This is a genomic window from Nitratireductor basaltis, from assembly GCF_000733725.1.
Taxonomy (GTDB): Bacteria; Pseudomonadota; Alphaproteobacteria; order Rhizobiales; family Rhizobiaceae; genus Chelativorans; species Chelativorans basaltis.
On record NZ_JMQM01000001.1, the window covers coordinates 1,427,324 to 1,452,017 of the forward strand.

Here is a 24,694-nt window from a genome sequence, read left to right on the forward strand (position 1 = left end):
CCGCCAACCCATTGATTTCGTTGCCTCTGGTAAGGAAGGCTGGTGCGGTCGAGAAGACTCGAACTTCCACGGGTTGCCCCACAGCGACCTCAACGCTGCGCGTCTACCAATTCCGCCACGACCGCACGTAACGAAGTGGCCAGCGCTGCCGGCCACGGAGGGGCATGTAGCAAATAGGCTGAGGGCGCACAAGCCTGAGATTGAATGATTTTTCGAAAAAGACAGGCCTGGGGATATTCCACCTTTCCCGGCCTGTTCGCCGCGCCTGGCCGGGACTGGAACGCCACCGCTGAAACGCTTATGTAGGGGCCAGCCAAGTTGGCCGCCGCGTATGCCGGCGCCTGCAGCCAGTATCGGAGAATCCCCCATGAGCAAGCTTGCCGAGGATCGGGTCACCTTTCATCCTCAGAGCGCAAATGCGCCTGTGGAGTGGCGCGTGGAACCCGGGCTCACCGATTACGAATCGGCCCTGGCATTCATGGAACAAAGAGCCGATGCGATCCGCGCCGGCGAAGCATGTGAACTGGTCTGGCTCGTCGAACATCCGCCGCTCTATACCGCCGGCACCAGCGCGAAGCCTGATGGCCTGGTGCAGGCCGATCGATTTCCCGTCTACAAGGCTGGCCGCGGTGGCGAATTTACCTATCACGGACCGGGGCAGCGCGTGGCCTATGTCATGCTGGACCTGAAACGCAGGCGCGAAGATGTCCGCGCTTTCGTGAAGGCCCTGGAGGAATGGATCATCCACAGCCTCGCTTCCTTCAATATCCGGGCCGAGCGGCGGTGTGACCGGATCGGCGTGTGGGTTGAGCGACCCGACAAGGCCCCTCTTCCCGATGGCAGCATGATGGAAGACAAGATCGCGGCGATCGGCATCCGCTTGCGCAGATGGGTGAGTTTCCACGGGATTGCGGTAAATGTGGAACCCGATCTCAGCCATTTCGGCGGGATCGTGCCCTGTGGCATCACCGGCTATGGCGTAACCAGCCTCGTCGATCTGGGACTTCCCGTTGCCATGGAAGATTATGACCTTGCTCTGCGACGGTCATTTGGCGAGATCTTCGGCCCGTCCGTAGACCGGTAAGCCGCCCCGCTTCACAGCCCAGCTCCCCTGCCAAGGCATACCCGCGCCCGGTCCCTGATTTCCCGGCCGACGCGGCTTGATCTCGCTGCGTCGATGCAGCGGCATCCGTGCCGCCGCGTTTGTGCGTGCATTGCACGCGGCGGCACAAGCATTTTCATGCGTCGGAACTGACGATCAGAGCGCACCTATCCAGGTGGCTGCAACCACGATGAACGAGCTTACTGCGACCAGCGAAACAACATCCTGGATGAGGTCGGTCATGGGTGTCTCCTGTGCATAAGTGTGTTTTGAACCTTGTATGATCCTTATATGTTCCTCTAATGTTCTCGTCAACCGCGTTAGAGCTCGCAGGGTGAACAAAAGGTTATCGGCGATTTCGGATGTCCTGTCTGGTTGGGCAGCTGCAGATGCAACCGTGTGTGCCCAGGCAAAACCGTCAGGGCAGCGGGGTGCACGCGAACCCTTTTCCTGCTTTGATACTTTTTTCCAAAATGGAGAAGAGAGTGTGTGCTACCCGACGCCGAAACGGCGAGCGTGGCGGGCAGCCTGCTTATCTGGCCTGCGGGACTCTTCCAGTCAGTCCCGCGTGTCGGTAAATCGCCCTGGCCCGATCGTCTGCAATCGGCAGCGGTGGGGCGATGGTCAGCGCCGCGGCCTCATATGCAAACGGCGCCTCACCGACCGCCTTTGACGTCGATCTCGACAATCTTGCCGTCACGCAATGTCACGCATCGATCCATGCGGCGCGCGAGTTCCTCGTTATGCGTGGCTATCATCGCAGCAAGGCCTGACTGGCGCACAAGGGCTTCCAGAGCTTCGAAGACATAGCCTGCCGTTGCCGGATCGAGATTGCCCGTCGGCTCGTCGGCAAGAAGAACCAGCGGCGCATTGGCCACGGCTCGCGCAATGGCCACGCGTTGCTGCTCACCACCAGACAACTCGGCTGGACGGTGATCCGCGCGCTTGCCGATCTTCAAATAGTCGAGGAGCTGCGCCGCCCTCTCCTGCGCTTCCTTCGGCGGGAGACCGGCGATGAGCTGCGGCATCATCACATTTTCCAGGGCGGTGAATTCCGGCAGGAGATGATGAAACTGGTAGACAAATCCGATCTCACGGCGGCGGATGGCCGTGCGCTTGTCGTCCGAGAGACCGGTGCAGGACTGGCCGTTTACGGTCACTTCGCCAGAATCTGCATGTTCCAGCAGACCGGCAATGTGCAAAAGCGTGGACTTGCCCGTGCCGGACGGTGCGACGAGCGCGACCGTTTCGCCGGAATTGAGCGTGAAATCTGCACCTTCGAGGATGCGCAGAACCTTTGCACCCTGGGTGAACTGGCGATCGATCGCCTTCAGTTCCAGAACGGCTGTCGCCATTACTCGTATCTCAATGCTTCAACGGGATCGAGGCGCGAGGCGCGCCAGGCGGGAAAGATGGTGGCCAGGAAAGACAGAAGCAGCGCGATGATGACAACGGATGCCGTCTCGCCCGAATCCATGTCTGCCGGCAATGTGGAGAGGAAATAGACTTCCGGATCAAAGATCGTGGAGCCGGAAAGCCAGGAGAAGAACTGGCGGATCGATTCCACATTCAGGCACAGAAGCGTGCCGAGAATGAAGCCTGCAAGCGTTCCCGCCACACCAATTGCCGCACCTGCCATGACAAAGATGCGCATGACCGCGCCACTGGTCGCGCCCATGGTGCGCAGGATGGCGATATCGTGCCCCTTGTCCTTCACCAGCATGATCATGCCGGAAATGATGTTCATGGCGGCCACGAGAATGATCATGGTCAGGATCATGAACATCACGTTCCGCTCCACCTCCAGGGCAGAGAAGAAGGTCTGGTTGCGCTGACGCCAGTCTGAAATGAGGAGCGGCTGGGTGAGAACCGAGGCAATGGCCTCGCGCGCGGCATCCACATTGTCCGGATCGTCGATGAAGACTTCCAGAAGCTCCACGCGTCCTTCCATATTGTTGAAGAGCTGCGCTTCCTCCAGCGGCATGAAGACAATGGAGGCGTCATATTCCGACATTCCGACTTCAAAGATCGCCGTTACCGGATAGCCCTTCACCCGCGGCGTGGTGCCGAAGGGCGTAACATCACCTTCCGGCGCGACGAGGATAATCATGTCGCCAAGTGCAAGGCCGAGGCGCTGTGCCATGCGCGTCCCTATGGCAACGCCCTCGCCCGCGGCGAAATCGACGAGCGAGCCGTGGCGTATGTTCTCCGAAACCAGATCCAGCTTGGTGAAATCCTCGGTGCGAACGCCGCGCACGAGCGCACCTGTGGATGCACCGCGCGTGCCTGAAGCCAGCACCTGTGACTCGACGAGAGGTATTGCAAGGCGCACTCCCTCCAGTTCCATCAAGCGGTCCGACAGCGCCTCATAATCTTCCAGCGGCAGGTCGGTCGGCTGGAGGATCACGTGACCGTTGATGCCAAGGATCCTGCTCATCAGTTCGGCGCGGAAGCCGTTCATGACCGCCATGACCACGATCAGCGTCGCCACGCCGAGCATGATGCCCACGAAAGAAATGGACGCGATGACCGAGACCGCCGTCTCCTTGCGACGGGAACGCAGATAGCGCCAGGCAACCAGTCGCTCGAAATGGGAGAAGGGGCCGCCCCCCTCGCTGGTCTTGGCGGACACAGCCATCTAAGCGCCCAGCCTCTTTGTCACATCGCCAAGCGGCAATGCCTCGCGCTCGCCTGTCCGGCGGTTCTTGATTTCGGCCTCACCAGCCTTGACGCCGCGCGGGCCGACAATGACCTGCCAGGGCAGACCGATCAGGTCGGCGGTTGCGAATTTGGAGCCGGCGCGCTGGTCGGTGTCGTCGTAGAGCACTTCGATACCGGCCGCAGTGAGTTCATCATAGAGCGTCTCGCAGGCACCGTCACAGGCTTCATCGCCCACCTTCATGTTGATGAGCGCGACCTGGAAAGGTGCCACCGCTTCCGGCCAGATGATGCCGTTCTCGTCATGGCTTGCCTCGATGATGGCCGCCAGCAGACGCGACGGACCGATGCCGTATGACCCCATGGAGACGAGATGCTCCTGTCCGTCGGGACCGGTGACGCTTGCCCCCATCGGCTCGGAATATTTCGTGCCGAAATGGAAGATGTGGCCGACTTCGATGCCGCGTGCGGAGAGTTGGTCGTCGCCTTTAACCTTTGACCACTCCGCTTCCTCGTGCATCTCGTCAGTGGCGGCATAAGGGGTGGTCCACTTCTCCACGATGCCGGCGATTTCCGCATCATCGGAGAAGTTCACATTCTCGTCGGGCACCTCCATCTGGAGGAAGGCGCGGTCGCAGAAGACCTCGCTCTCGCCGGTGGAGGCGAGAATGATGAATTCGTGGCTGAGATCGCCACCAATGGGGCCGGTATCCGCACGCATCGGAATGGAATTCAGTCCCATTCGGGCGAAAGTGCGGAGATAGGCGACAAACATGCGGTTATAGGCCGCTTTCGCGCCATCATAATCCAGATCGAAGGAATAGGCGTCCTTCATCAGGAATTCGCGCGAGCGCATGACGCCGAAGCGCGGGCGCACCTCGTCACGGAACTTCCACTGGATGTGGTAGAGATTGAGCGGCAGGTCCTTATAGGACTTCACATAGGAACGGAAAATATCCGTCACCATCTCCTCATTTGTCGGGCCATAGAGAAGTTCGCGGTCGTGGCGGTCGGTGATGCGCAGCATCTCCTTGCCGTAATCGTCATAGCGTCCGCTTTCGCGCCACAGATCGGCCGACTGGATGGTCGGCATCAGGATCTCCTGCGCGCCAGCACGGTTCTGCTCCTCGCGGATGATCTGGTTGACCTTGTCGAGAACGCGCTTGCCGAGCGGCAGCCACGAGAAGCTGCCCGCCCCCTGCTGGCGGATCATGCCGGAGCGCAGCATCAGCCGATGGGACACGATCTCCGCCTCGCGCGGGTTCTCTTTCAGGATCGGCATGAAGAAGCGGGACAGACGCATCGAGATAATCCATTACATGAGAAACGGGCGCGGAATCATGAGCCCGCATTAAAGAGCCTGCGCTTCTTAGCGATTTCGTAACGAATTGAAAACCCGAGCTTCCGCAGACCCGCCCAGCACCTGCAGCGATTGCCATTCGCAGGAATGATCACAAAACGTAACATTCGCACACAAGCGAAAATTTTTCGTGACAAGTTCGTGAAACTGAGTCTATGTTTCGTCCACACAATAAGAGGGCGGAGAAAAATCCGTTCTCACTACGCGGTCAAAGTCTTGGGAGGATAAGATCCTGGCGCGGTTATTCGCAGCCGCCGTGACATGAACGGAAATGGATCGGACGCGTTTTGTTTGCAAGGCTTCGTGCCTTGCATTTTTTTTGGCCCAAGGTCATTCGCCGACTAACACGAAGTCAGCCTCACCTGCCCTTCTGTATCCCGTCTTCATGATGAGGAAATAAGCGTGCGCGGCTGGCAGCGGCCGCTGTCGCCAGGTGCAGCGCTTGTCAGTCCAGACCGGGAACCATGTTGGGGATGTCGTCGAACCCCAGGCCAAGCCCGCGCGTCAGACCATAGAGTACGCCCATCACGATCAGGGTCAGGATCGTGGCGCGCAGAAAGGCTCTGCCCACATGTCGCCCACGGGGAGCGCTGGAGGTGGTACCGAGAGTGACGTCCCCTTCATCATCCTGCGTGCGCAATCCCACGGGCAGTGACAGGAACAGCATGATCCACCAGACGATCAGGAATACCGCGAGGAAGGAAATCAGGCTCATTCACCAGCTCCGCATGGGCTTGTGTGGGATTGGGAGCCAGAACCGCAAGTGGTCCTGACGCAGGGGCATGCTCTAGCACCGGCGAGGTGAAACAGCCACGCGACCGCCGGTCACACCTCTTCGAGTTCGACAAGCGTGCCGCAAAAATCCTTGGGATGCAAAAAGAGGACGGGCTTGCCATGAGCTCCGATCTTCGGCTCCCCATCACCCAGCACCCGCGCGCCCTCGGCAAGAAGGCGATCACGCGCCGATCGGATATCGGGCACCTCGTAGCAGATGTGGTGCATGCCGCCCGTGGGATTGCGCTCCAGGAACTGCGCGATCGGTGAATTTTCGCCGAGCGGCTCGAGCAGCTCGACCTTGGTGTTTCCAAGGTCAATGAAGACCACCGTCACACCGTGTTCGGGAAGCTCCTGGCGCTGGGACAGCGACGCGCCAAGCGCATCGCGATAGGTGATGCAGGCCGCCTCAAGATCCGGGACGGCAATTGCAACATGATTGAGCTTCCCGATCATATGCCTCTCCTACTGGGTGACGAAGACGGTGACGATCGGCTTCTTGCCCCAGCTTTGCGCAGCGGCACCACGCACTGCGCGGCGTACAGCTTCCGCGACCAGATCGAGATCGCGCCGCTTCTGGCGCGGAATCGAACGCACGGCAGAGACAGCCGATTCGATCATCAGATCCTCGAGAAATGCACCGGTGTCGTCCTTCTCGGGTACACCGATGGCGACGAGATCCGGATCGCCCTCCAGGTTCAACTTGTCATCCATGACAACATTGACGGCGACATGGCCGGCGAAGGAGAGTTTGCGACGGTCGCGAACGCCTACTTCCTCATCATCGCCGATGATCTTGCCATCGCGGAAGATGCGGCCGACCGGAGCCTGATCGATGATTTCGGCAGCGCCGGGCGCAAGCCTCAACACGTCACCATTGCGGATCTGGGCAACTTCCGGAATACCCGCCTGGGCGCCAAGCGCGCCATGCGCCACCAGATGCGCTGCCTCGCCGTGAACTGGCACGAGAACCTTCGGCTTCACCCATTCATACATCTGGCGGAGTTCATTGCGGCGCGGATGGCCGGAGACATGGACGAGCGCGTCGGTGTCCTCGATGATCCTGATGCCCTGCTCGATCAGCAGGTTCTTGGTCTCGATTATCGCCTTCTCATTGCCGGGAATGACGCGGGAGGAATAGACGACAGTATCGCCCGCCGTCAGCGCCACATTGCGCATCTCGTCGCGTGCAAGCTTGGCGAGCGCTGCACGGGATTCGCCTTGGCTGCCGGTACAAAGAATGACCGCATTCTCGCGCGGGAGGTAGCCAAAGTCCTCCTCCGGCAGGAATGGCGGCAGTCCTTCGAGATAACCCAGGTCGGTTGCCACATCGATGACGCGCTTGAGCGAACGGCCAAGCACGAGCACCTGACGGCCCGCATCACGGGCGGCCTCCGCGATCGATCGGATGCGCCCCACATTCGAGGAGAAGGTGGTGACGGCCACGCGGCCAGCAGCCTCCTCGATGACTTCGCGCAGTCCCTTGCCGACGGCTTCTTCCGAAGGAGATTCCCCTTCACGCATGGCATTGGTGGAGTCGCAGACCAGAGCCAGAACGCCGGCCTCTCCAAGCTCGCGGAAACGCGCCTCGTCTATGCGCTGACCGAGCGAAGGTGCGGGGTCGATTTTCCAGTCTCCGGTGTGAATGACCGTGCCTGCCGGGCTGGTGATCGCCAGCGATACCGGCTCCGGGATGGAGTGGGTGACGTGGATCGCCTCGATGGAGAATGGACCGACCTCGAAGGTCTCGCCGGGCTTGAAGATGCGTACCGGCACGTCGGGCGCGTTGTGCTCACCCTCGCGCTTGGCTTCAAGAAGCCCCGCAGAAAACGGCGTCATCCAGACCTCGGCCTTCAGGCGCGGCCAAAGGTCGAGAAGCGCACCATAGTGGTCTTCATGGGCATGGGTGATGATGATGCCACGCAGCCGCTTGACCTCGCGCTCGATGAACCGCGTGTCAGGCAGGACCAGATCGACGCCAGGCAGATCGGAACCCGGGAAGGTCACACCGCAATCGACCACGATCCATTCGCGCTTGTCGCGCGGACCATAGCCATAGAGGCCGAAATTCATTCCGATTTCACCGACGCCGCCCAGCGGGCAGAAGACCAGCTCGTTCTTATCGTTTGCCACGTTCTTTCACCTGTTCTTCATTGCCGCACGGAGGCGACAGCGCCAAAATGCACATCGCCTGCTGCGATGCGCGTGCGCGTTCCATCATTTTCCCGGATAACAAAGCGACAGCTTTCGTCAATGGTTTCAAACACACCACGTACGACCCGCTCGTCCACGCGGACGGCGACTTCGCCGCCCAGACCCGCAGCTTTCTCAAGCCATCGATCTCGGATCGCGGGCAGGCCCCGTCCCTTGTTCCAGAGGCGATAATTTTGCACCCAACAGGCGCTCAGCATTTCAAACAGTTCTTCGGCTTTCAGACCGGAGCCAAGTGCGGCAAGCGAGCTTGCGGGATATGGCAAGCCTTCAGGTGCCGCGACCACATTCACCCCTATTCCGATAACCACCGCAAAGCGCCCATCCTGCAGAATGGAGCTCTCGAGGAGGATGCCGGAGAGTTTTGCACCATCGGCCAGCACGTCATTTGGCCATTTGAGCTGAAACAGCGGTCGCGCTTTATGATCCTGCGCATAATCGGGCGCCATGCGCATCTGGATTTCAGGTGCTGCACGCTCCAATGCATCGGCAAGGGAAAGCCCGGCCACGAAACCAAGTGAAGCAGCTGTTGCCGGTTCCAGACCGTCGGCGAGCAGAAGCGATGCTGCAAGATTTCCGTGGGGCGAAGCCCAGTCGCGTCCTCGCCTGCCGCGGCCACTGGTCTGCTGGAGGGCGGCAAGCCAAAGCGGGCCACGCTCACCGGCAGCAGCCCGCTCCAATCCCAGAGCATTTGTAGAACCGACCGCGTCGAAGCCCTCCAGGCGATAGCCTGCTTCGAGGGCTTCTGGCGCGAGCGTGAACATCAGCCTCTTAGAAGAAGGATGTTGCAGCGGCTTCGGCCATCAGTTCGACGGGTGCGCCGACGAGCATGTAAAACAGGACGAAGGCGCCCGACAGCAGCATCACGAAACGCAGCTCGCCTGCCATTGGCTGGAAGCCACCGGCGGATTCGTCGAACCACATCACCTTCACGACACGCAGATAGTAGAAGGCACCGACGACCGAGGCAAGCACGCCAATGACCGCGAGAGCGATCAGGCCTGCATCGATGGCTGCGAGGAAAACATACCACTTGGCCCAGAAACCGGCCATTGGCGGGATGCCTGCCAGCGAGAACATCATGATGGTCATGATGGTCGCCATCATCGGATTGGTCGAGGAAAGACCCGCCAGATCGCTTACCTGCTCGACATTGGTGTCGTTGCGGCGCATGGCGAGGATGATGGCAAATGTGCCGAGCGTCATCGCCAGGTAGATCAGCATATAGACGGCAACGGCGCGCACACCCGCTTCGGAATTGGCCGACAGTCCAACCAGCGCGTAACCCATGTGACCGATGGAAGAATAGGCCATCAGGCGCTTGATGTTGCGCTGACCGATTGCAGCGAATGCGCCGAGTACCATGGATGCAATCGAGATGAAGACGACAATCTGCTGCCAGTCGACGGCGATCGGCTCGAATGCGCTCATGGTCACGCGCACAAGAAGTGCGACCGCTGCCATCTTCGGTGCAGCGGCAAAGAATGCGGTGACGGGCGTCGGCGCACCTTCATAGACGTCTGGTGTCCACATATGGAAGGGAACGGCAGAGATCTTGAAGGCGAGGCCTGCGAGAACGAAGACCAGTCCGAAGACGAGGCCGAGCTGACGCTCACCGCCGCTAAGTGCCGCTGCAATCGCATCGAACTGCGTACCACCGGTGAAACCGTAAACGAGCGATACACCGTAGAGCAGCATGCCGGAAGAAAGCGCGCCGAGGACGAAATATTTTAGGCCGGCTTCGGTCGCCCGTGCGCTGTCGCGGTTGATTGCGGCGACGACATAAAGCGCCAGAGACTGCAGCTCGAGGCCAAGATAGAGCGCGATCATGTCATTGGCGGAGATCATCAGCATCATACCCAGAACCGAGAGCATGATGAGGACGGGATATTCGAACTTGTCGAACTTTTCTGCCTTGGCGAAGCCCACCGACATTATGAGCGTGACGGCCGCACCGATCAGCGTCAGCACCTTGAAGAAGCGCGAGAAGCCGTCGGAGACGAAGGCACCGGCGAATGCATAGCCTTCGGTCGGGAAGATGATGATCCAGGCAATGGCGCCGAGGAAGAGCGCCACGGCAAGGCCGGTCACGGTCGTGTCGGCACGGTCTCCGGAGAAGACGCCGATCATGAGGAGCAGCATCGCGCCGAGGGCAAGTGCCAACTCGGGAACGGCGAGGATCAGGCTGGAGGTCAGATCAAATGTCATCGTCTAGCGTTCCCGTTCAGTTTGCTGCGGCGGCTTGCGCCGTTTCGGCCGATACACCGACCTGGTTGATAAGCGCCTCGACGGAAGCTGCCGTCACATCGAGCAGCGGAGCCGGATAGACGCCAAAGAAAATCACCAGGATGACAAGCGGATAGAGGATGGTCTTCTCGCGCAGCGACAGGTCCGATAGGCCCTTGAGGCTTTCCTTGGTCAGCGCGCCGAAGATCACCCGACGATAGAGCCACAATGCATAGCCTGCGGACAGGATAACGCCCGTTGCCGCGAAGAAGGCGACCCAGCTGTTGGCGCGGAAGGCGGCCATCAGGGTCAGGAACTCGCCGACAAAGCCACTGGTGCCCGGCAGACCGACATTGGCCATGGTGAAGACAAGGAACACCACCGCATATTTCGGCATGTTGTTCACCAGACCTCCATAGGCCGCGATCTCGCGGGTGTGCATGCGGTCATAGATGACGCCCACGCACAGGAAGAGCGCGCCGGAGACGAGGCCGTGCGAGATCATCTGGAAGATCGCACCCTGGATGCCCTGCTCGTTGAGAGCAAAGATGCCCATGGTCACGAAACCCATATGAGCGACGGAAGAGTATGCGATCAGCTTCTTGATGTCTTCCTGCATCAGCGCCACCAGCGAGGTGTAGATGATTGCAATGACAGACAGCGTGAAGACAAGCGGTGCCAGGTCGATGGAGGCCACCGGGAACATGGGCAGCGAGAAACGCAGGAAGCCGTAGCCACCCATCTTCAGGAGGATGCCTGCCAGGATGACCGAGCCGGCGGTCGGCGCCTCGACGTGGGCGTCCGGTAGCCAGGTGTGCACCGGCCACATCGGCATCTTTACAGCGAAGGAGGCGAAGAAGGCGAACCATAGCCAGTATTGCATGCCTGACGGGAAGACATGAGTCAGGAGCTGCGGGATATCGGTCGTGCCTGCATCCCAATACATCGCCATCATGGCCAGCAGCATGAGCAGCGAGCCGAGCAGCGTGTAGAGGAAGAACTTGTAGCTGGCATAGACGCGGCGCTTGCCGCCCCACACGCCGATGATGATGAACATCGGGATGAGGCCGGCCTCGAAGAACACGTAGAACATGACGATATCGAGCGCGCAGAAGACGCCGATCATCAGCGTTTCCAGAATCAGGAACGCGATCATGTATTCCTTCACGCGATGCTCGATCGCTTCCCAGCTGGCCAGGATGCAGAAGGGCATGAGGAAGGTCGTCAGGATGACGAAGAGCATCGAGATGCCGTCGACACCCATGTGATACTTGATGCCGGAGGCGAGCCATTCCTGTTTCTCGACCATCTGGAAGCCGGGAGCGGAATTGTCGAAGCCGATCCAGATGAAGAGCGACAGGATAAAGGTGAAGACGGTCGTCAGCAGCGCGACATTGCGTATATTGCGCCGCGCATTCGCGCCATCATCCCGGATGAGCAGGATGAGGAACGCGCCGACCAGCGGCAGGAAGGTGACCGTGGAGAGAATGGGCCAGTCGGTCATTGTGCCAAAATCCATTTCTTTATCATGGTGCTGCCGCCCCCGATGACGACGTCGCCGATATCAATCATTTTCAGAACGAGCCCCCGAGCATCATCCAGGTGACCAGTGCCGCGACACCGATCAGCATGGCGAAGGCATAGTGGTAGAGATAGCCGCTCTGCAGCTTGACCATGCGGTTGGTTACGTCGACCACGCGGGCCGAAATGCCGTCCGGGCCAAGGCCGTCGATGACCATCCCGTCGCCCTTCTTCCAAAGGAAGTGGCCGAGGCGCTTTGCGGGACGCACGAACAGGAAGTCATAGACCTCGTCGAAATACCACTTGTTGAGAAGGAAGGCGTAGAGGCCGCGATGCTGTGCTGCCAGTTCCTTCGGCACTTCCGGCGAGCGGATGTAGAATTTCCACGCCAGCGCCAGGCCAAACAGCATGGCAAAGAGCGGCGAGAACTTCACCCAGAGCGGTACCTCATGGAAATCATGAAGGACATGGTTTTCCGGCAGCGTGAAGAGCGCGGTCTTCCAGAAGTGGTCGTATTCGTGGCCGATGAAGAAGTCGTGGAACACGATGCCTGCAAAAAGCGCGCCTGCTGCAAGAATGAACAGCGGAACCAGCATGACGAGCGGCGATTCATGCACGTGATGCATGACATCTGCGGAAGCGCGGGGCTTGCCGTGGAATGTCATGAAGATCAGGCGCCAGGAATAGAAGCTGGTCATTGCCGCCGCCACGACGAGCAGCACGAAGGCAACGGCTGCAACCGCATTCTCGCCCACGAAGATGCCTTCGATGATCGCATCCTTGGAGAAGAAGCCGGCCGTACCGATGATCGTGCCGGGAATGCCGACACCGGTCAGCGCGATCGTGCCGATGATCATCATCCAGTAGGTCTGCGGGATCAGCTTGCGCAGCCCGCCCATCTTGCGCATGTCCTGCTCGTCGGAAACGGCGTGGATGACCGAACCGGCTCCAAGGAAAAGCAGCGCCTTGAAGAAGGCATGCGTGAAGAGGTGGAAGATCGCCGCGCTGTAAAAGCCCGTGCCGAGTGCCACGAACATGTAGCCGAGCTGCGAACAGGTCGAATAGGCGATGACGCGTTTGATGTCGTTCTGCACGAGGCCGACCGTTGCCGCGAAGAAGGCGGTAAATGCGCCGACTGCGGTCACGACCGTCAGAGCGGTGTGCGACAGCTCGAAGATCGGCGACAGGCGCGCGACCATGAAGACACCGGCGGTAACCATGGTCGCGGCGTGAATGAGAGCCGAAACGGGTGTCGGGCCTTCCATGGCGTCAGGCAGCCAGGTGTGCAGCGGCACCTGAGCCGACTTGCCCATTGCGCCCAGGAAAAGCAGCAGGCACGTCACGGTGAGCGCGCCACCCATAGTGAGCGTGTAGCCGAGGAAGGTGAGAACCGGCTCACCGGCGGTGCCCTCCCCGCCCTCGACCGGAACGTAGTTTGCCGCGGACGCGAAGATCGTGTCGAAATTCACCGAGCCGAACAGGACGAAGACACCGAAGATGCCGAGAATGAAGCCGAAGTCACCGACGCGGTTGACGATGAAGGCCTTCATGGCAGCCGCACTAGCAGACGGCTTCTTGTACCAGAAACCGATCAGCAGATAAGACGCCAGACCCACGCCTTCCCAGCCGAAGAACATCTGCACCAGATTGTCAGACGTCACCAGCATCAGCATGGCGAAGGTGAAGAGCGACAGATAGGCAAAGAAACGCGGGCGGTGCGGGTCGTGGTGCATATATCCGATGGAATAGATATGCACGAGCGCCGACACCGAGTTCACCACGACGAGCATGACGACCGTCAGCGTGTCGATACGCAGCGCCCAGTCGACCTGCAACGAGCCCGAAGAGATGAAATGCAGCACCGGCACGGTGAAGGTCTCACCGGAGCCAAAGGCTACGGTGAAGAACGCCACCCATGACAGGAGAGCTGCCACGACCAGCAGGCCGGAGGTGACATATTCGGATGCCTTGGCGCCGATCGACCGGCCGAAAAGACCGGCGATCAGAAAGCCTATGAGCGGAAGGAAAACGATCAGGTGATACATGTTCTTATGCGTTCCCTCTTCAGCCCTTCATCATGTTGATATCTTCGACCGCGATGGAGCCGCGGTTGCGGAAGAACACGACGAGGATGGCAAGGCCGATGGCGGCTTCTGCGGCGGCGACTGTCAGCACGAACAGGGCAAAGACCTGGCCGACGAGATCCCCCAGTACGGCCGAGAAAGCCACGAAGTTGATGTTGACTGCGAGCAGGATGAGCTCGATCGACATCAGGATGATGATCACGTTTTTCCGGTTCAGGAAGATGCCGAACACGCCGAGCGTGAACAGGATCGCCGAGACGGTGAGAAAATGTGCGATACCGACTTCCATCGTCAGATGCCCTCGCCCGATTCAACCTTGCGGATTTCGATAGCGGTCTCTGGCGTACGCGCCACCTGAGCCGGAATGGACTGACGCCGCACACCTTCCTTGTGGCGCAGTGTCAACACGATTGCGCCGATCATTGACACCAGCAGGACCATGCCTGCAATCTGGAAGAAGTGGATGTAGTCCGTGTAGAGAATGTCGCCGAGTGCCGCCGTGTTGTGGCGTTCGGCAATGTCTGGAATGGGCTTTGCAATCTCCGTCGCCACTTCCGGCGAGAAGGCGTAGCCGCCCAGAACAACGATCAGTTCGACTGCCAGAATTATGCCGATGACAGCGCCGATGGGCGCATATTGAAGTGCGCCGCGCTTCAGTTCCGCGAAATCGACATCCAGCATCATGACGACGAAGAGGAAGAGCACGGCAACCGCCCCGACATAGACGACGAGCAGGATCATCGCCAGGAACTCCGCTCCGGTCAGCAGGAAGAGCGCCGCCGCATTGAAGAAGGTGACGATCAAATAAAGCACCGAGTGCACCGGATTGCGCGCGGCAATGACCATGAAGGCCGCCGCCACTCCAATAAAGGCGAAGAGATAGAAGAAGATCGCCTCAAGTCCTGTAAGCATGGTTCCCTCGGTACCTGACCCGCACCTGACGCGGGGCTGCCCCTAGTGAGTTCTGCCTTGCCCCAAAACGAAGCCCGGCAGGTTTTGCGTGTCTCTTAGACCATGAAGGGACGCACATGAAGCGCTGACCCTCAGGTCCATTCAGTTGTTCACCGGACAGCGTGCCGTCCGGTCAGTGCCCTGCCCTTAGCGGTAGGGCCCATCAAGCTCGATATTGCGCGCAAGTTCGCGCTCCCAACGGTCGCCATTGGCGAGCAGCTTTTCCTTGTCGTAGTAAAGCTCTTCGCGCGTCTCGGTTGAGAACTCGAAATTCGGGCCCTCGACGATGGCATCCACCGGGCAAGCTTCCTGGCAGAAGCCGCAATAGATGCATTTCACCATGTCGATGTCGTAGCGCACGGTGCGGCGGGTGCCGTCATTGCGGCGCGGGCCGGCCTCGATGGTGATGGCCTGCGCCGGGCAGATGGCTTCGCACAGCTTGCAGGCAATGCAGCGCTCTTCGCCATTGGGATAGCGGCGCAGCGCGTGCTCACCACGGAAGCGCGGGCTGAGTGGACCCTTTTCGTGCGGATAGTTGATCGTGGCCTTGGGCGCGAAGAAGTGCTTCATCGAGAGCACGACGGCTCCGAAGAACTCTTTCAGGAGCAGCGATTTCGCGGCCTGTGCAAGAGCTGACATTGTCATTCTCCAGCTTGGGTGGCGTTGATGACGACGCGCATCATGCAAGCCCCGTGATCTTGAGGAAGGCGGCGGTGGCCACCACCATGAAGAGCGAGATCGGCAGGAAGACCTTCCAGCCAAGGCGCATCAGCTGGTCGTAGCGGTAACGCGGCACGAAGGACTTCACCAGTGCGAACATGAAGAAGACCATCACGACCTTCAGCACGAACCAGATCAGGCCCGGCACCCAGGTGAAGGGCGCGAAGTTGAAGGGCGGAAGCCAGCCACCAAGGAAGAGAATGGTGGTCAGCGCGCACATCAGGACGATGGCAACATATTCGCCAAGGAAGAAGAGCAGGAACGGCGTCGAGGAATACTCGATCATGTGACCGGCAACCAGCTCCGATTCCGCTTCGACCAGATCGAAAGGCGGACGGTTCGTCTCGGCAAGGGCCGAGATGAAGAAGATGATGAACATCGGGAAGAGAACGAGCCAGTTCCAGTCGAGGAAGCTGTTCGGCAGGCCGATCATCGTGCCGACACCATCGCTCTGCGACAGGACGATGTCGGTGAGGTTCAGAGATCCGACCGTCAGCAGGACAGTCACGATGACGAAGCCGATGGAAACTTCGTAGGAGACCATCTGTGCGGCAGAACGCAGCGCGCCGAGGAACGGATATTTCGAGTTCGATGCCCAGCCGCCCATGATCACGCCATAGACCTCAAGCGAGGCGATGGCGAAGATGTAGAGAATGCCGACATTGATGTCCGCAATTGCCCAGCCTTCGCTGACGGGAATGACAGCCCAGGTGGAAAGGGCAAGAACCGCGGCGACCAGAGGTGCCAGGATGAAGACTACCTTGTTGGCACCGGACGGGATCACCGGCTCCTTGAAGACGAATTTCAGCAGATCGGCAAATGCCTGAAACAGACCCCACGGACCGACGACATTGGGCCCGCGGCGCAGCTGGACCGCGGCCCAGATCTTGCGGTCGGCATAAAGGATATATGCCACGAAGATCAGAAGCACCGAGATGAGGAAGACCGACTGCGCGAGGATCAGCAGGCCTGGAAGCACATAGCTGGAAAAGATGGATTCCATGGTCTCTCTCTATTCCGCCGCCTGTTTCAGTTCGCCGCGCGCAAGTGCAGAGCACTCGGCCATGACGGCAGAAGCGCGTGCGATCGGATTGGTGAGGTAGAAGTCGGTGACAGGCGACACGAATGCCGCACCGGACATCTGGCCCGCAAGCTTCGACAGATTGGCAAGCGATGCCGCATCGGCAGGCTCGACGGCGTCAATTGCGGCCATGTGCGGATATTCGCCATAAAGTGCAGCGCGCAACTGAGCCGCGGAGTCGAAGGGCAGCTTGTGACCGAGCACTTCCGAAAGTGCACGGATGATTGCCCAATCTTCCTTGGCCTCGCCCGGAGCGAAACCGGCGCGGGTGGTCATCTGCACACGGCCTTCGGTGTTCACATAGGTCGCGGCCTTTTCCGTATAGGTCGCAGCCGGCAGGATGACATCGGCGCGGTGGGCGCCTGCGTCACCATGGGTGCCGATATAGACGGTGAAGGCTTCACCCAGCGAAGCCATGTCGATCTCGTCAGCGCCGAGCAGGAACATGACGTCCATGTTTCCGGCCATGCCTGCAATGTCGCGACCGCCCTCGCTCGGCACGAAGCCGATATCGAGCGCACCGACGCGCGAAGCGGCGGTGTGAAGAACAGCAAAACCGTTCCATTCTTCGCCAACTGCACCGACGGTATCGGCAAGCTTGGCCGCCTGGCCGAGAACCGCCTGACCGTCATCTCCGATCAGCGCGCCCTGGCCAATGATGATCATCGGACGCTTCGCGTTCTTCAGAACATCGAGGAAGGCGCCCTTGCCGCCTGCCATTTCGGCAAGCGTGTCGGAACCGGCGCCGAGCATTTCGTAGTCGTAACGAAGGTCCCCCGGATTGCCGATCACGCCGATCGGGAAGTCGCCCATGCGCCAGCGCTTGCGGATGCGCGCATTGATGACGGAGGCCTCGAACCGCGGATTGGAGCCGATGATGAGCAGAGCGTCTGCCTCATCGATGCCTTCGATCGTGGGATTGAAGAGATAGCTCGCGCGGCCAAGGGACGGATCAAGCTTGGTGCCGTCCTGGCGGCAGTCGTGATTGGTCGAGCCCAGCGACTGCATCAGCGTCTTGAGCGCGAACATCTCTTCGACACCGGCAAGATCGCCGGCAATCGCGCCAATCTTCTCGCCGGAGGTCTTGGAGACGGCCTTGGCGATCGCCTGGAAGGCTTCAACCCAGGTTGCCGGCTGAAGGCGCTTGCCCTTTCGGACATAGGGACGGTCGAGGCGCTGCGTGCGCAGGCCATCCCACACGAAACGGGTCTTGTCGGAAATCCACTCCTCGTTCACCGCCTCGTTCACGCGCGGCATGATGCGCATGACCTCGCGGCCACGGGCATCGACGCGGATGGCCGAGCCGACCGCATCCATCACGTCGATGGACTGGGTCTTGGACAGTTCCCACGGACGCGCCTGGAAGGCATAGGGCTTGGAGGTGAGCGCACCGACCGGGCACAGGTCGATGACATTGCCCTGAAGCTCCGACGTCATGGCCTGTTCGAGATAGGTGGTGATCTCCATATCCTCGCCGCGGCCCGTCGCGCCGAGCTCGGAAATGCCTGCAACTTCAGTGGTAAAGCGGACGCAGCGCGTGCAATGGATGCAGCGCGTCATGATCGTCTTGACGAGCGGTCCGATATATTTGTCTTCGACCGCGCGCTTGTTCTCGTGGAAGCGCGAGGAATCCACGCCATAGGCCATGGCCTGGTCCTGCAGATCGCACTCGCCGCCCTGATCGCAGATCGGGCAGTCGAGCGGATGGTTGATGAGCAGGAACTCCATGACGCCTTCGCGCGCCTTCTTCACCATTGGCGTCTTGGTGAAGATTTCCGGCGTCTCGCCATTGGGGCCGGGACGCAGGTCGCGCACGCCCATGGCGCAGGATGCGGCAGGCTTGGGCGGTCCGCCCTTCACTTCCACCAGGCACATGCGGCAGTTGCCGGCAACCGACAGGCGCTCATGGAAACAGAAGCGCGGCACTTCCGCGCCCGCTTCTTCAGCGGCCTGCAGCAGCGTGTAGTGATCGGGTACTTCGATCTCCGTGCCGTCGACTTTGAGTTTTGCCATTATCGCTGTCCGTTGCCTCTCGCCCTCACTAAGGGCTTGAACCTTTAACCTACTCCGCTGCCACCATCGCCGGTTCGGCGCGGTGTGCGTTGCGGGTGAATTCGTCGATGCGCCGCTCGATCTCGGGGCGGAAGTGGCGGATCAGACCCTGAATGGGCCATGCGGCCGCGTCGCCAAGCGCACAGATCGTGTGGCCTTCAACCTGCTTGGTCACGTCAAGCAGCATGTCGATTTCGTGCTTGTGGGCTTCGCCGCGCACGAGACGCTCCATGACGCGCCACATCCAGCCGGTGCCTTCGCGGCACGGCGTGCACTGGCCGCAGCTTTCGTGCTTGTAGAAGTAGGAGAGACGGGCGATCGCCTTCACGATGTCGGTGGACTTGTCCATCACAATCACCGCCGCGGTACCCAGACCCGACTTCAGCTCGCGCAGGCTGTCGAAATCCATCGGCGTGTCGATGATCTGCTCAGCAGGCACCAGCGGCACCGAAGAACCGCCCGGAATGACAGCAAGCAGATTGTCCCAGCCGCCGCGAATGCCACCGCAATGGCGCTCGATCAGCTCGCGGAACGGGATCGACATCTCTTCTTCCACCGTGCACGGATTTTCCACGTGACCGGAGATGCAGAAGAGCTTGGTGCCCTTGTTGTTTTCGCGCCCGAAGGAGGAGAACCACGAAGCGCCACGACGCAGGATGGTCGGTGCAACGGCGATGGACTCGACATTGTTGACCGTGGTCGGGCAGCCATAAAGGCCGACATTGGCCGGGAATGGCGGCTTGAGGCGGGGTTGGCCCTTCTTGCCTTCAAGGCTTTCCAGAAGTGCGGTTTCCTCACCGCAGATATAGGCGCCCGCACCGTGATGGACGAAGACGTCCATGTCCCAGCCGCATTTGTTGTTCCGGCCCAGAAGGCCCGCGTCATAGCATTCGTCGATGGCGCGCTGCAGAGCCTCGCGCTCGCGAATGAACTCGCCGCGGACATAGATATAGGCGGTGTGCGCACCCATCGCGAAACCGGCGATCAGGCAGCCTTCGATCAGCGTATGCGGATCGTGGCGCATGATGTCGCGGTCCTTGCAGGTGCCCGGCTCCGACTCGTCGGCATTGACGACGAGATAATGCGGACGCTCGCCCTGTTCCTTGGGCATGAAGGACCATTTGAGACCGGTCGGGAAGCCTGCGCCACCACGACCGCGAAGGCCGGAGGCCTTCATCTCGTTGATGATCCAGTCGCGGCCCTTGGCCACGATCTCATTGGTGCTGTCCCAATGGCCACGGGCCATGGCGCCCTTCAACGACTTGTCGAAGCGACCATAGATATTGGTGAAGATGCGGTCCTGATCCTGAAGCATCAAACTCTCCTCACCGCGGCTTCTTGCCGAAAACGCGGATATATTCGGCTTCGCCGCCACGGGCCAGCGCGTCTGCCTGCTTTACCCAGTTGTCGCGATCAATGCGACCCTTGAAGCGCAGATATCCATCGACCCAGTCGCGCTGATCCTGTGTCCAGGCAGCAATCTGAGCGAAGGTATAGATGCCGAGTTCGTTCAGGATGCCCTCGATCTTCGGGCCAACGCCGGAAATCATCTTGAGGTCATCCGGTTCAGCCGGACGGCGAATGCCTTCGGGCCGCCGCTCGTCATCAAGCGATGGCTTTGCGGTTTTGTTGGGAGCTGGCGATTCCGGACCCGGCTCGGGATCCTTCGCGGCCTTCGCCTTTTTCAGCTCAGGCGATTCCAGTTCCTTTTCCTCGCCTTCGACCCGATGATCATCGGAATGCTTGCGGGTCTTGACGGTCTTCTCGGTTTCCTCGGCAACGCGGTCGGCCTGTACCGGCTTTTCCTTCGGCGCGTCCGCGCTTGCAGCCTTCTCTACCGAATTGTCGCTCTTGACCGGCGACGGTGACTTGATTGCGGGATCGGTCTCGCGCGCATCCGTTTCGGGCTTTGCGGCCCGGGACGGCGGGACCTGGGTATCGGCTTCTGCAGCACTTGGCTCTTCGGCATTGGCAGAGCCCTGCCAGTGCTTGCGCTTCACCGCCTCTTCGTCGGTGAGCGAGGTGAGGCCGGAGGCCGGAGCGGAATAGGTGCGGTCGATCTGGGGACCAGGCGTGATCGTATCGCCCTTGTCCGCCTCGAAAGCCTCGATGATCTCGTCGAGACGCTCAACCGTCAGATCTTCATAGGTATCCTTGAAGATCATGACCATGGGAGCGTTCACACACGCGCCCTGACACTCCACCTCTTCCCAGGACAGGGTGCCCTCGGCGTTGGTGTGGAAGGGTTCGGGATGGATCTTCTTCTTGCAAAGATCGATGAGATCCCCTGCCCCGCGCAGCATGCAGGGCGTGGTTCCGCAGACCTGGATGTGAGCCTTCGTGCCGATGGGCTGAAGTTGGAACTGGGTGTAGAAGGTCGCGACCTCGAGCACGCGGATCAGCGGCATGTCGAGCATGTCTGCAACATGTTCAACGGCGGCACGCGTAACCCAGCCTTCCTGCTCCTGCGCAAGCATCAGAAGCGGGATAACAGCGGAATGCTGACGGCCTTCAGGATATTTCGCGATCCAGCCTTTCGCCTGTTCACCCATTTCTGGCGAAAAGGCGAAGGAAGCGGGCTGGACGGCTTCGTCTGCAAGACGGCGGACTGACATTAGCGGTCTACCTCACCAAACACGATGTCGAGGGAGCCGAGCACGGCGGATACGTCGGCGAGCAGGTGTCCGCGGCACATATAATCCATGGCCTGCAGGTGAGCATAGCCAGGTGCGCGGAACTTGCAGCGATAGGGTTTGTTGGTGCCGTCGGCGACGAGATAGACGCCGAACTCGCCCTTCGGCGCTTCAACGGCGGCGTAAACTTCACCGGCAGGCACGTGGAAGCCCTCTGTATAGAGCTTGAAGTGATGGATCAGCGCTTCCATCGAACGCTTCATGGCCGGGCGCTTGGGCGGAACGATCTTGCCATCGGTGTTGGAGACCGGCCCCGTACGCTCGGTGCCCAGAAGACGGTCGACGCACTGGCGCATGATCTTCGCCGACTGGCGCATCTCTTCCATGCGGATGAGATAGCGGTCGTAGCAGTCGCCATTCTTGCCGATCGGGATGTCGAATTCCATTTCGGAATAGCATTCATAGGGCTGGCTCTTGCGCAGATCCCATGCAGCGCCCGAACCGCGCACCATCACGCCGGAGAAACCGCGCGCCCATGCATCATCCAGGCTGATCACGCCGATATCGACGTTGCGCTGCTTGAAGATGCGGTTGTCGGTCAGCAGGTCGTCCAGATTGGAGACCGTCTGCAGGAACGGGTCGATCCAGTTGCCGATGTCCTCGACAAGCTGATCGGGCAGATCCTGGTGAACGCCGCCGGGACGGAAATAGGCCGAGTGCATGCGCGCACCCGATGCGCGCTCGTAGAACACCATCAGCTTCTCGCGCTCTTCAAAGCCCCAAAGCGGCGGCGTGAGCGCGCCCACATCCATGGCCTGGGTGGTGATGTTCAGAAGATGCGAAAGGATGCGGCCAATCTCGGAGTAAAGCACGCGGATCAACTGGCCGCGGATCGGCACCTCAATATCCAGAAGCCGCTCGATGCCCAGCGCATAGGCATGCTCCTGGTTCATCGGCGCCACGTAATCGAGGCGGTCGAGATAAGGCAGGCCCTGGAGATAGGTCTTGTACTCGATCAGCTTCTCAGTGCCGCGATGAAGCAGACCGATATGCGGATCGACACGCTCGACCACCTCACCGTCAAGCTCCAGCACAAGGCGCAGAACGCCGTGAGCCGCCGGATGCTGCGGACCGAAATTGATGTTGAAATTGCGGACGGATGTTTCAGGCATGACGGGCTCCAGCAACGGGGTTGCTGAGTTGGTGGTCGGTAGTCGGTAGTGAATAGTAGGTAGTAATCATCTTGTCGGTCCGTCTACTCACTACTTTGCTTCGCTTGTACCGCTCGGATCAGTGAACGCAGCATCTTTCCGATTTCCTCACAGCGACGCAAAAGTTCGGTTTCATTCTCAGTCGGGCAGACACCAACCCGACATGCGAGCAGAATCTGCGTTTCAAGCTCTTTCAGAGATCCCTGCGCCACTCGCAAGAACTGAACAAAGACCCCATTACTATCTCTTCCGAAGCCTTCGGCGATGTTCGAGGCTATGGACACGGAGGCACGACGCATCTGGCTTGTCAGACCGTAAATCTCGGAATTCGGGAAACTGTCGCTTGCCTTGTACACAGCTTCGGCCAACGCCATTGCTGCCTGCCAAACCTTCAAGTCCCGATAATTCCGGATGACATCTGCCACCCATACCTCCTGCCCTACCAACTACCTACTACCGACCACCTACTCCTTGGCTTTCTCATCCCCCGGCAACACATACTCCGTTCCCTCCCACGGAGAGAGGAAGTCGAAGTTGCGGAATTCCTGGCGCAGTTCCACCGGCTCGTAGACCACGCGCTTGGCTTCGCCGTCGTAGCGAACCTCGACATAGCCGGTCAGCGGGAAGTCCTTGCGAAGCGGGTAACCCTCGAAACCGTAGTCGGTCAGGATGCGGCGCAGGTCCGGGTGGCCGGTGAAGAGCACGCCATACATGTCGTAGACTTCGCGCTCGTACCAGTCGGCACCCGGGAAGACGTCGATGACGGAAGGCACGGGCGTGTCTTCATCGGTCGACAGCTTCACGCGGATACGCTGGTTCTGGCGCGGAGACAGGAGATGGTAGACCACCTCGAACCGCTTCTTGCGCGCCGGATAGTCGGCGCCGGAAATGTCGATGAAGGACACGAACTGGCACTGAACATCGCTTTTCAGGAAGTTCAGCACGTCGACGATGTCGCCGGCCTCGACGATCAGCGTCAGTTCGCCATAGGCCACCACCGCGTCCTGGATCTGTGCATCCAGCTTCTCGGTGATATAGGCCGCCAGGTCCTTTAGCGCTTCGCTCATGACTTCAAACCTCAGCGCTCGATCGTGCCGGTCCGGCGGATCTTCTTCTGCAGAAGAAGAATGCCGTAGAGCAGTGCTTCAGCGGTGGGCGGGCAGCCCGGCACATAGATATCCACCGGCACGATGCGGTCGCAGCCCCGCACAACCGAATAGGAGTAGTGGTAGTAGCCGCCGCCATTGGCGCAAGAACCCATGGAGATGACGTAACGCGGCTCGGGCATCTGGTCATAGACCTTGCGCAGAGCGGGCGCCATCTTGTTGGTCAGCGTGCCGGCGACGATCATCACGTCGGACTGGCGCGGCGAGGCGCGCGGCGCGATGCCGAAACGCTCGGCGTCATAGCGCGGCATGGAGACATGCATCATCTCCACGGCACAGCAGGCCAGACCGAAGGTCATCCACATCAGCGAGCCGGTACGTGCCCAGGTGATCAGCGCTTCCGAGGAGGTTACGATGAACCCCTTGTCGGAAAGCTCGTCATTGATGCCGGAGAAGAACGGGTCGTTCTCGCCAACCGGATTTCCTGTATTCGGGTCGACCAGACCGCGCGGCTGGGGCGCGATGAGGGTCTTGTCATTCAATCCCATTCCAGCGCTCCCTTCTTCCACTCATAGATAAAGCCGATGGTGAGAACACCAAGGAACACCATCATGGACCAGAAACCCATCCAACCCACTTCACCGAAGGAAACGGCCCAGGGGAAGAGAAAGGCGACTTCGAGATCGAAGATGATGAAGAGGATGGCCACCAGGTAGAAACGCACGTCGAACTTCATGCGCGCGTCGTCAAAGGCGTTGAAGCCACATTCATAGGCGGAAAGCTTCTCCGGATCCGGATTGCGATAGGCAACCAGGAACGGGGCAATCACAAGCACCAGACAGATGGCCAGCGCCACGCCCATGAAGATGATGATTGGTAGATATGAACTCAGTAGATCGTTCATTGTCCGACTTTCCGTTACCGGTTTTCAGCCCGGTTCCGTACTGGGGCTGTCGCGGATCTGTCGAAGCTGGAAATCGGCAGCGCGGCTCATGCCCATGTTG

At 60.0% G+C, this 24,694-nt stretch carries 23 protein-coding genes and 1 tRNA gene; 1 reads left to right on the forward strand and 23 read right to left on the reverse strand.

Annotation, left to right across the window (positions count from 1 at the left end; genetic code table 11):
• Positions 1-40: 40 nt before the first annotated feature.
• Positions 41-125: transfer RNA gene (locus EL18_RS06915), tRNA-Leu, on the reverse strand.
• 242 nt (positions 126-367) lie between these two features.
• On the opposite strand from EL18_RS06915, the gene lipB reads away from it, so the two are divergent.
• The gene (gene lipB / locus EL18_RS06920) at positions 368-1,084 is read left to right on the forward strand and encodes a lipoyl(octanoyl) transferase LipB (protein ID WP_036481113.1); all 717 of its coding nucleotides are present in this window, start codon (positions 368-370) and stop codon (positions 1,082-1,084) included.
• Positions 1,085-1,758: 674 nt separating this feature from the next.
• On the opposite strand, the gene EL18_RS06925 is transcribed toward lipB, so the two are convergent.
• The 22 genes from EL18_RS06925 to EL18_RS07030 all read right to left on the reverse strand — a co-directional run bounded on the left by EL18_RS06925 (position 1,759) and on the right by EL18_RS07030 (position 24,594).
• The gene (locus tag EL18_RS06925) at positions 1,759-2,457 is read right to left on the reverse strand and encodes an ABC transporter ATP-binding protein (protein ID WP_036481115.1); all 699 of its coding nucleotides are present in this window, start codon (positions 2,455-2,457) and stop codon (positions 1,759-1,761) included.
• Entirely contained in the window at positions 2,457-3,740 is a 1,284-nt protein-coding gene (locus EL18_RS06930) for a lipoprotein-releasing ABC transporter permease subunit (RefSeq protein ID WP_036481117.1), read from the reverse strand. The genes EL18_RS06925 and EL18_RS06930 overlap by 1 nt, the downstream gene beginning before the upstream one ends.
• Positions 3,741-5,063 carry a proline--tRNA ligase gene (proS, locus tag EL18_RS06935; protein WP_036481119.1) on the reverse strand — a complete coding sequence of 441 codons (1,323 nt, stop codon included), beginning with the start codon at positions 5,061-5,063 and terminating at the stop codon, positions 3,741-3,743. It lies immediately after the preceding gene.
• A 502-nt stretch (positions 5,064-5,565) separates the two neighbouring features.
• A complete protein-coding gene (locus EL18_RS06940) occupies positions 5,566-5,835 on the reverse strand; it encodes a DUF1467 family protein (protein ID WP_036481121.1) in 270 nt (89 codons plus the stop codon).
• A 110-nt stretch (positions 5,836-5,945) separates the two neighbouring features.
• A complete protein-coding gene (mce, locus tag EL18_RS06945; RefSeq protein ID WP_036481123.1) occupies positions 5,946-6,350 on the reverse strand; it encodes a methylmalonyl-CoA epimerase in 405 nt (134 codons plus the stop codon).
• Positions 6,351-6,359: 9 nt separating this feature from the next.
• Entirely contained in the window at positions 6,360-7,967 is a 1,608-nt protein-coding gene (locus tag EL18_RS06950) for a ribonuclease J (protein ID WP_425277149.1), read from the reverse strand.
• A 77-nt stretch (positions 7,968-8,044) separates the two neighbouring features.
• On the reverse strand, positions 8,045-8,872 hold the full coding sequence (locus tag EL18_RS06955; protein ID WP_036481126.1) for a biotin--[acetyl-CoA-carboxylase] ligase: 828 nt from the start codon (positions 8,870-8,872) through the stop codon (positions 8,045-8,047).
• A gap of 4 nt (positions 8,873-8,876) precedes the next feature.
• Positions 8,877-10,313, reverse strand: a complete 1,437-nt coding sequence (nuoN, locus tag EL18_RS06960; protein ID WP_036481128.1) for an NADH-quinone oxidoreductase subunit NuoN — start codon at positions 10,311-10,313, stop codon at positions 8,877-8,879.
• A gap of 16 nt (positions 10,314-10,329) precedes the next feature.
• Positions 10,330-11,835, reverse strand: coding sequence for an NADH-quinone oxidoreductase subunit M (locus tag EL18_RS06965; protein WP_036484181.1), 1,506 nt, complete (start codon positions 11,833-11,835; stop codon positions 10,330-10,332).
• Positions 11,836-11,905: 70 nt separating this feature from the next.
• Positions 11,906-13,897 carry an NADH-quinone oxidoreductase subunit L gene (gene nuoL, locus EL18_RS06970; protein ID WP_036481130.1) on the reverse strand — a complete coding sequence of 664 codons (1,992 nt, stop codon included), beginning with the start codon at positions 13,895-13,897 and terminating at the stop codon, positions 11,906-11,908.
• A 19-nt stretch (positions 13,898-13,916) separates the two neighbouring features.
• Positions 13,917-14,225 carry an NADH-quinone oxidoreductase subunit NuoK gene (gene nuoK, locus EL18_RS06975; RefSeq protein WP_036481131.1) on the reverse strand — a complete coding sequence of 103 codons (309 nt, stop codon included), beginning with the start codon at positions 14,223-14,225 and terminating at the stop codon, positions 13,917-13,919.
• Positions 14,226-14,227: 2 nt separating this feature from the next.
• Entirely contained in the window at positions 14,228-14,848 is a 621-nt protein-coding gene (locus EL18_RS06980; protein ID WP_036481133.1) for an NADH-quinone oxidoreductase subunit J, read from the reverse strand.
• 186 nt (positions 14,849-15,034) lie between these two features.
• Positions 15,035-15,526, reverse strand: a complete 492-nt coding sequence (gene nuoI / locus EL18_RS06985; RefSeq protein WP_036481135.1) for an NADH-quinone oxidoreductase subunit NuoI — start codon at positions 15,524-15,526, stop codon at positions 15,035-15,037.
• A gap of 40 nt (positions 15,527-15,566) precedes the next feature.
• Positions 15,567-16,610, reverse strand: coding sequence for an NADH-quinone oxidoreductase subunit NuoH (gene nuoH / locus EL18_RS06990; RefSeq protein ID WP_036481136.1), 1,044 nt, complete (start codon positions 16,608-16,610; stop codon positions 15,567-15,569).
• 9 nt (positions 16,611-16,619) lie between these two features.
• Entirely contained in the window at positions 16,620-18,701 is a 2,082-nt protein-coding gene (gene nuoG / locus EL18_RS06995; RefSeq protein ID WP_036481138.1) for an NADH-quinone oxidoreductase subunit NuoG, read from the reverse strand.
• 49 nt (positions 18,702-18,750) lie between these two features.
• Positions 18,751-20,055, reverse strand: coding sequence for an NADH-quinone oxidoreductase subunit NuoF (gene nuoF, locus EL18_RS07000; protein ID WP_036481140.1), 1,305 nt, complete (start codon positions 20,053-20,055; stop codon positions 18,751-18,753).
• 10 nt (positions 20,056-20,065) lie between these two features.
• On the reverse strand, positions 20,066-21,355 hold the full coding sequence (locus EL18_RS07005; protein WP_036481143.1) for an NADH-quinone oxidoreductase subunit E: 1,290 nt from the start codon (positions 21,353-21,355) through the stop codon (positions 20,066-20,068).
• Positions 21,355-22,545, reverse strand: a complete 1,191-nt coding sequence (locus EL18_RS07010) for an NADH-quinone oxidoreductase subunit D (RefSeq protein ID WP_036484184.1) — start codon at positions 22,543-22,545, stop codon at positions 21,355-21,357. Before EL18_RS07010 ends, EL18_RS07005 begins: the two co-directional genes overlap by 1 nt.
• 83 nt (positions 22,546-22,628) lie before the next feature.
• Positions 22,629-23,009 carry a four helix bundle protein gene (locus EL18_RS07015; RefSeq protein WP_036484186.1) on the reverse strand — a complete coding sequence of 127 codons (381 nt, stop codon included), beginning with the start codon at positions 23,007-23,009 and terminating at the stop codon, positions 22,629-22,631.
• A 39-nt stretch (positions 23,010-23,048) separates the two neighbouring features.
• Positions 23,049-23,651, reverse strand: coding sequence for an NADH-quinone oxidoreductase subunit C (locus EL18_RS07020; RefSeq protein WP_036481145.1), 603 nt, complete (start codon positions 23,649-23,651; stop codon positions 23,049-23,051).
• 11 nt (positions 23,652-23,662) lie between these two features.
• A complete protein-coding gene (locus tag EL18_RS07025) occupies positions 23,663-24,238 on the reverse strand; it encodes a NuoB/complex I 20 kDa subunit family protein (RefSeq protein WP_036481148.1) in 576 nt (191 codons plus the stop codon).
• Positions 24,229-24,594, reverse strand: coding sequence for an NADH-quinone oxidoreductase subunit A (locus EL18_RS07030; RefSeq protein WP_036481151.1), 366 nt, complete (start codon positions 24,592-24,594; stop codon positions 24,229-24,231). The genes EL18_RS07025 and EL18_RS07030 overlap by 10 nt, the downstream gene beginning before the upstream one ends.
• Between the last annotated feature and the right edge of the window lie 100 nt (positions 24,595-24,694).